Origin of the sequence: Arsukibacterium sp. (genome assembly GCF_036735525.1) — a bacterium.
GTDB lineage: Bacteria > Pseudomonadota > Gammaproteobacteria > Enterobacterales > Alteromonadaceae > Alishewanella.
In genome coordinates, this window is record NZ_DAINOE010000207.1 from 1 (window position 1) to 1,508 (window position 1,508).

General features: G+C 49.5%; 1 protein-coding gene. It reads right to left on the reverse strand.

What is annotated here, in order from left to right:
- Positions 1-215: 215 nt before the first annotated feature.
- Positions 216-1,430 (reverse strand): tyrosine-type recombinase/integrase, encoded by a 1,215-nt coding sequence (locus tag V7D78_RS17320; protein ID WP_333609698.1) that lies wholly within the window; start codon positions 1,428-1,430, stop codon positions 216-218.
- Between the last annotated feature and the right edge of the window lie 78 nt (positions 1,431-1,508).

Sequence of the window (1,508 nt, forward strand, 5' to 3'; positions counted from 1 at the left end):
GTCCACTTTCATAGCTTGCCAGTTAATGTAATCGACTAGGGCAGCAAACTTAACCCGCTCCATTTCAACAATTCGATTATCCGGAGTTATCACAGCAACACCGCTGGCAGTTAGGTCCGGATCAATGCCTATAATTAACACTAAAAACCCCTTTTAAAATGTTCAGTTGGTTTAATTACACATTCTCTTACTGAAAGTGTGGCGCCGCGCCAACTCTAGCTTTGGCAAGCCTTGCCAGTTAATGCCGCTTTAAGTAATGCCTGCACTGTGCCTACATCAAAACCTGTAAATAGCAGGTCATGGTATTGCTGCAGCGCTGCCAGTTTTACATCGTATGCATCGGCTTTTATGTAGGCTTGGTCCTGCCCTTTCTGGCGGTGATTAAGCAGCCGCTCTGATACCCAGTAATCCATGCCAATTTCAGCCCATGTCGATCTGGCCAGCTTGCGTAAGTCGTGCGAGCGGTACCGGCGATTAGCTGAGCTGCGTATTAACTGCTGTGCCTGGTCTTTAGTTGCTGGCTCACCGTTAACCATCACCAGATAGTCACCGGCCCTAACATCAATTAATGTGCTTAATATGGCGGTGGCCCATGTAGTCAATGGCAGGTTGTTATCGTGGCCCGTTTTAGTAATGCTGCCGGGTATAGCCAGCAGGCCCCTTTGCATATTAACCATGCTTTTAGTTAACTGCCTGGCCTCACCAATGCGCAGCGCAAACATCAACATAAGCAGCTGCAGCACCATGGCCGCCGGTGAATACCCCAGAATGGCATTAATGATCTGCTGCCGGTCAGACGTTAATAGCGACGATTCACGGGCCAACACCCGCCGCTGTATGTAATCCACAAACTTCATACCTGCCAGCGGGTTTAAGCTGATCAGCCCCAGTTCCTGCGCACTGGCAAATACCCGCTTAAACATGCCAAAGTAGTTGCGTATAGTGCCGGGCTTAAGATCCTGGCTTTGCAGCGGTAGCATCAACTTATCGTCAATAACGGCTTTGGTTATGTCAGCAATGCGTATAGCGCCCATACAGGGCAATAAGTGTTTATCAATCACGGTAATAACACCGCTGCGCCGGCTTTCGCTTTTAACCAGTTCGCGGGCTATCCGCTTTTGGTACCACTGCAGCAGCTGGCCTACTGTCACAAATTGGCTGCTTTGCAACTCAGATCCGGTACCCAGCTTTTTAAGTAAATCGGCAGTAATGGTCTGGGCGTCTTTTGTTTTCAGTACTGGCCAGTAACCAAGGCGAATGCGTTGCTTCTTCCTGTTCTCATAGCGCACCAGGTACCAGGTGCCTTTTTCGCGGCCGGCTCTATAACGCAACACCAACGGGCTTTTAATATCCCGCAACTCGCCCACGCCAGCATCTAACGCATGGCGGCTTATGGCAGTGTCGTTAATAGCAACGGCCAGCGACTGCATTACAGTGGCACCTCCGCCTCTAAATTGCTTAATCTGGGGTCAACCAAAAAGTTGTTTAAATACCCCTCTATCGCAATA

Excerpts from the sequence above, each read along its gene's own strand:
- V7D78_RS17320 (WP_333609698.1), bottom strand. The coding sequence starts at position 1,430 with ATGCAGTCGCTGGCCGTTGCTATTAACGACACTGCCATAAGCCGCCAT.